The sequence below is a fragment of the Mailhella sp. genome (assembly GCF_057866825.1).
Genome location: NZ_DBMAHT010000153.1, coordinates 1 through 4,145 on the forward strand (window position 1 = coordinate 1; position 4,145 = coordinate 4,145).

Sequence of the window (4,145 nt, forward strand, 5' to 3'; positions counted from 1 at the left end):
CTGCGGAACCTCGTCGCCGGAGCATCGCAGAAGCCGCGGACAGGCTGGGGCAAAAGCGGATTTCCGTCCACGCCTCCCCCTCTTGCGCCCGCCACCTCTTTCCCCGCGCCTCGCCTTTTCCTCCTCGCCGGGCGTTCCGGGAAGCCTCCGAATCTTTCCCGAGTCTCCCCGCAGGATTCTCTGCGCCGCAGCCCCTCCGCAACTTCCCGGGCTTTGTCTCGCTTTTTCATCCTTCCGCGCCTGCGTCGCCTGCGCCTCGACCTTGTGCCTCGCTCTGCGCCCTGTTTTTTCCATCCCTGCGCCGTTCCGCCGACCTCACACGCCCTCGTCGCGTCGCTTCGCCTCGGGCCCAGGTTGTCCTGCCTGCCTTTCCCCCTCGCTCCCCGTTTTCCCCGCAGGCCTCCGCTTTGCCCGATGGTCCTTGCCGCGGTCTCTCTTTCTGCGACCGGCTTTGCCTCTCACGCGTTTTTCCCGCCCTGTGCCACGTTCCGCCGCGTGCTCATCCCCGCATGCCCCCCTCCCCGCACGTTTCCTTTCCCTCGTCCTTCGTCTTTCGCGCCGGGCCCCGAGCTCCGTTTGCCGAAAATCGTCGGCAGCCGCCGTGCGCGCAGTCAGAAGCCATGCGCGTTCAAGGTATTTAATAAAAATGAATTTCTTTTTCAATTAACTTGACAGGCGTACTATTTTGCGCAATTTTTGCCCTGCGTTTGGACGCTTCGCATCAGGGTCGGGCGAGAGCAAAGGTTGGGGACCGGAGACCGTTCCTGCGAAGCGGCGCAGCAAGGCCGCATGCCGCGGTCAAACATTCGGGAATGCGCGAATGAAAAAACTCATCACTCTTGTCCTGGCCGCCGGTCTCGTCACGGCCGCCACCAGTCCCGCGTCCGCCGTCGATCTCAAAATGGACGGCGAATATCTCTTTCAATTCCAGAGCGGTTCCGAAGGCTTCCACGGCCGCAACACCGACTATGCCGTGCAGCGCCTGCGCCTCGGCATGACCCTGACCGCCTCGGAACAGCTTTCCGGCTATTTTCAGCTTCAGGTCGGCGAGCACGACTGGGGTTCCGACACCACCGGAAACAACGAAGGCGTGTTCATGCGTCAGGCCTACATCGACTGGGTCGTGCCCGGCACCGATGTGACCATCCGCATGGGCCGCCACGCCTTCGATCTGCCCGCCTACGCGAGCACTTCGACCATGATCGCCGATCTTGTGGGCGACGGCATTGTGGCGTCCGTGCCGCTCGGCGAACGCTACAACGTCACCGGCTTCTGGACCAGACTTGCGCGCGAAGCCAACGGACGCGGCGAAAAATCGGAAGTCAACGCGCCGAAGTACGATCTTTTCGGACTCGTGGGCACGGCGAAGCTCGACAGCTTCACGGCGTCGCCCTGGGCGATCTACGGCACGCGCGGCGATTTCGTGAACGAAGAGGGCGCGCGCTACAATCCCGACATCATGACCGAGCAGGGCAACCTCAGCGGTTCGGGCCGGGCCGACATGGCGATATTCGGCGCGGGCCTGGAGTGGAAACCCTTCGATCCCGTCACGCTGGCGCTCGACGCCGCCTACGGCCGCGTGGAATATTCCGCCTCGCCGGATCAGGAAGGCTGGTACGCGGTGGGCAAGGCGGCCTACGCCATGAGCTTCGGCGAGCCGACGCTGCTCGGCTGGTACTCCTCGGGCGACAAAAAGGGCCGCGCCATGAACTCCGGCCAGATACCCATCATCTACGGCGACTTCAACGGCACGAGCACGTATTTCAATGCGGCGTGGGGCATACTCGGCGGGCACAGAAGCAGTTTCGGCGGCACGTGGGGCGTGAGTGCGCAGCTGAACGGCGTATCGTTCATCGACGGGCTGAACCACGATGTCAGTGTGACCTACTTTGCGGGCACGAACAACAAGCATAACGGCGCCTACGGCGACGGCTACGACTACCTCACCACCGCAGATTCCGCCGTGGAATTCAACATGCTTTCGACCTATGAAATCTATAAGAATCTGACGGCAGCCCTTGAACTGGCGTACATTGTCGAGGATTTCGACACCTCGGCCGCGCACGGACGCAGCGGTTCCTACAAGGATGACTGGCGTGCGGCGCTTCAGTTCCAGTACGCGTTTTAGACGCCCAGTCTGTTGACGGCGGACGCATGGAGCGTTCGGGGTAAGGGTCGCGCGGCCGTGAAAGCGGTCGCGCGTTTTGTCGTTTTCGGGGGATTTCCGCGGAAGGGGGCGTTGCGTCCTTGAGAGGAAAACTTTATACCACCACACGGCGCGCGCGTTCGCGCAGCCTGCGCGCAGTGCGGAAGGCGCGGCCCACAAGAGAGAACATCTGCGGAAAAAGAGGATGCTGAATTATGACCAAGGTATTGAATTCCATTAAACTTGTTCCGGTGCTGTTCGTGCTCGACGTGGCGGTGATGTACGCCTCGCTCACGCTGAGCGGACTTGCACTGAACGTGCAGAACATCTGTTTTCCCTTCACCTATTATCTTCCGGTGTTTCTGGGGCTGAGCGTTCTTTACTTTGCGGTGCGCAATTTTTACACGGAACTGAATTATTTCTTTTTTCTGAACGTGTTTCACTTTGTCGTGCTGAGCAAGGAACTTCCGGGTCTGCTCACGCTGATCACCGTGTAGCGCAATTTCGTCCGGCATCAGGCGGGACAAGGCGCGGAACGCTGAACCTGACGACATGTCGTCGGGCGGGCGTTCCGCGTTTTTTTTTGCGGAATGGGGGAGGATAGCCTCAGGTTTCTGCGTTAAAAAATGAAGCCCGTTTCTCAGCAGGGGGGAGGAGAAACGGGCCCTTTTCCGGCGGAGCCGGAAAACGTCGCAATCGACCTAGTGCCGTCTGTGCAGGAGGTGGCTGACGACAAAAGGACGCGCGGCGATGAGGGCTTCCCATGTGGGAATCATGGAAATAACCGAGGCCACAAGCATGAGCGCAATGCCGCACCACATGTTCACCGGAATTTTTTCGCCGAGCACGATCATGGCGAGGATGGGGGCCAGCACGGGCTTGAAGAAGAAGACGAGCGAGCCCTGCATGGCGGAAGTGGCTTCCATGCCCATGAAGTAGCAGGCGTAGCCGCCGGCGGTGACGAACACGCAGATGTAGAGGAAGTTCAGAATGTTGTGGGAAGTGTAGCCCGCGAAGAAGGGCATGTTGGCGAACATGGGCGCGCCGGCGGCCTGCAGGGCGTCGGCCACGGGCCCGATGTGGCTGATGAGCATGAGTATGATCATTTCGACGCTGGCGGCGAGGCAGCTGAAGCAGGTGACGGCCACGCCGGAATACTGGGCGCACTGTTTTTTGCCGAGCACGGCGTAGAGGGCGAAGGTGGCGGCGGAGAGCAGCACGAGCACGATGCCCACGGGATCGGCGCTGGTGTGCAGCGGATCAATGATGATGATGGCGGCCACCACTTCGAGCACGAGAGCGGTGATGTGCTGGGGGCGGATGTCGGCGCGCAGGATGAGGTAGGCGAAGCCGAGCACGAGCACGGGATTGCAGCTGAACAGCACGCTGACCACCGACGCCGGGGCGTAGAGGATGGATACCTGATAAAGCATCATGCTGACCACGAGGCCGACGAAGCCGAGCCAGGCGAAGCCTTTCCAGGAGGCGAGGGTGACGGTGGCTCCGTGCTGACGCAGACCGCGCAGCGCGAAGGGAATGAGCAGCAGACCGCCGATAAGGAAACGGGTGCAGGTGAGCTGCATGGGATTGAAGTCGTTGGCCACGGTTTTCAGCGCGACTTCCATGGAGCTGAAGAACACGGTGGCGAGAAAGATGAAGATGTATCCGCGATTCATGGTAAGAGGTTCCTGCCCGGAGGGCCGTTCCCGGGGCGCGCGTGAACAATACCGCGCTCCTGACATTTCTTGCCTATAGCAGGGGGCAATGATACGGTAAAATACTCATTTGATATGGTAGATATATCAGAAGCGCATGACAGGGGGAAATGTGGAACTGAATTGGGAACTTTGCCGCATATTTTATCAGGTGGCGCGCTGTCGGAATTTCAGTCGTGCGGCGGCGATGCTGTTCACGAGTCAGCCTGCGGTATCGCGATCGATGGCGGCTCTGGAGCGGGAGCTCGGGTATCGTTTGTTCATACGCAACCGGCGCGGGGAGG

The 4,145-nt window shown here is 60.7% G+C and carries 4 protein-coding genes; 3 read left to right on the forward strand and 1 reads right to left on the reverse strand.

From position 1 onward, the window contains the following. The first annotated feature begins 820 nt into the window (after positions 1 to 820). Positions 821 to 2,128, forward strand: a complete 1,308-nt coding sequence (locus ACZM96_RS09820) for an outer membrane homotrimeric porin (RefSeq protein ID WP_489488829.1) — start codon at positions 821 to 823, stop codon at positions 2,126 to 2,128. A gap of 233 nt (positions 2,129 to 2,361) precedes the next feature. Then, entirely contained in the window at positions 2,362 to 2,643 is a 282-nt protein-coding gene (locus ACZM96_RS09825; protein WP_489488831.1) for a hypothetical protein, read from the forward strand. Between the two features lie 204 nt (positions 2,644 to 2,847). Here the strand turns inward: ACZM96_RS09825 and ACZM96_RS09830 are convergent, their stop codons facing one another. Further along, positions 2,848 to 3,822, reverse strand: coding sequence for a DMT family transporter (locus tag ACZM96_RS09830; RefSeq protein WP_489488832.1), 975 nt, complete (start codon positions 3,820 to 3,822; stop codon positions 2,848 to 2,850). A gap of 136 nt (positions 3,823 to 3,958) precedes the next feature. Here ACZM96_RS09830 and ACZM96_RS09835 point away from each other — a divergent pair. After that, positions 3,959 to 4,145: helix-turn-helix domain-containing protein (locus tag ACZM96_RS09835; protein WP_489488834.1), on the forward strand; the 187-nt coding region annotated here is incomplete at its 3' end.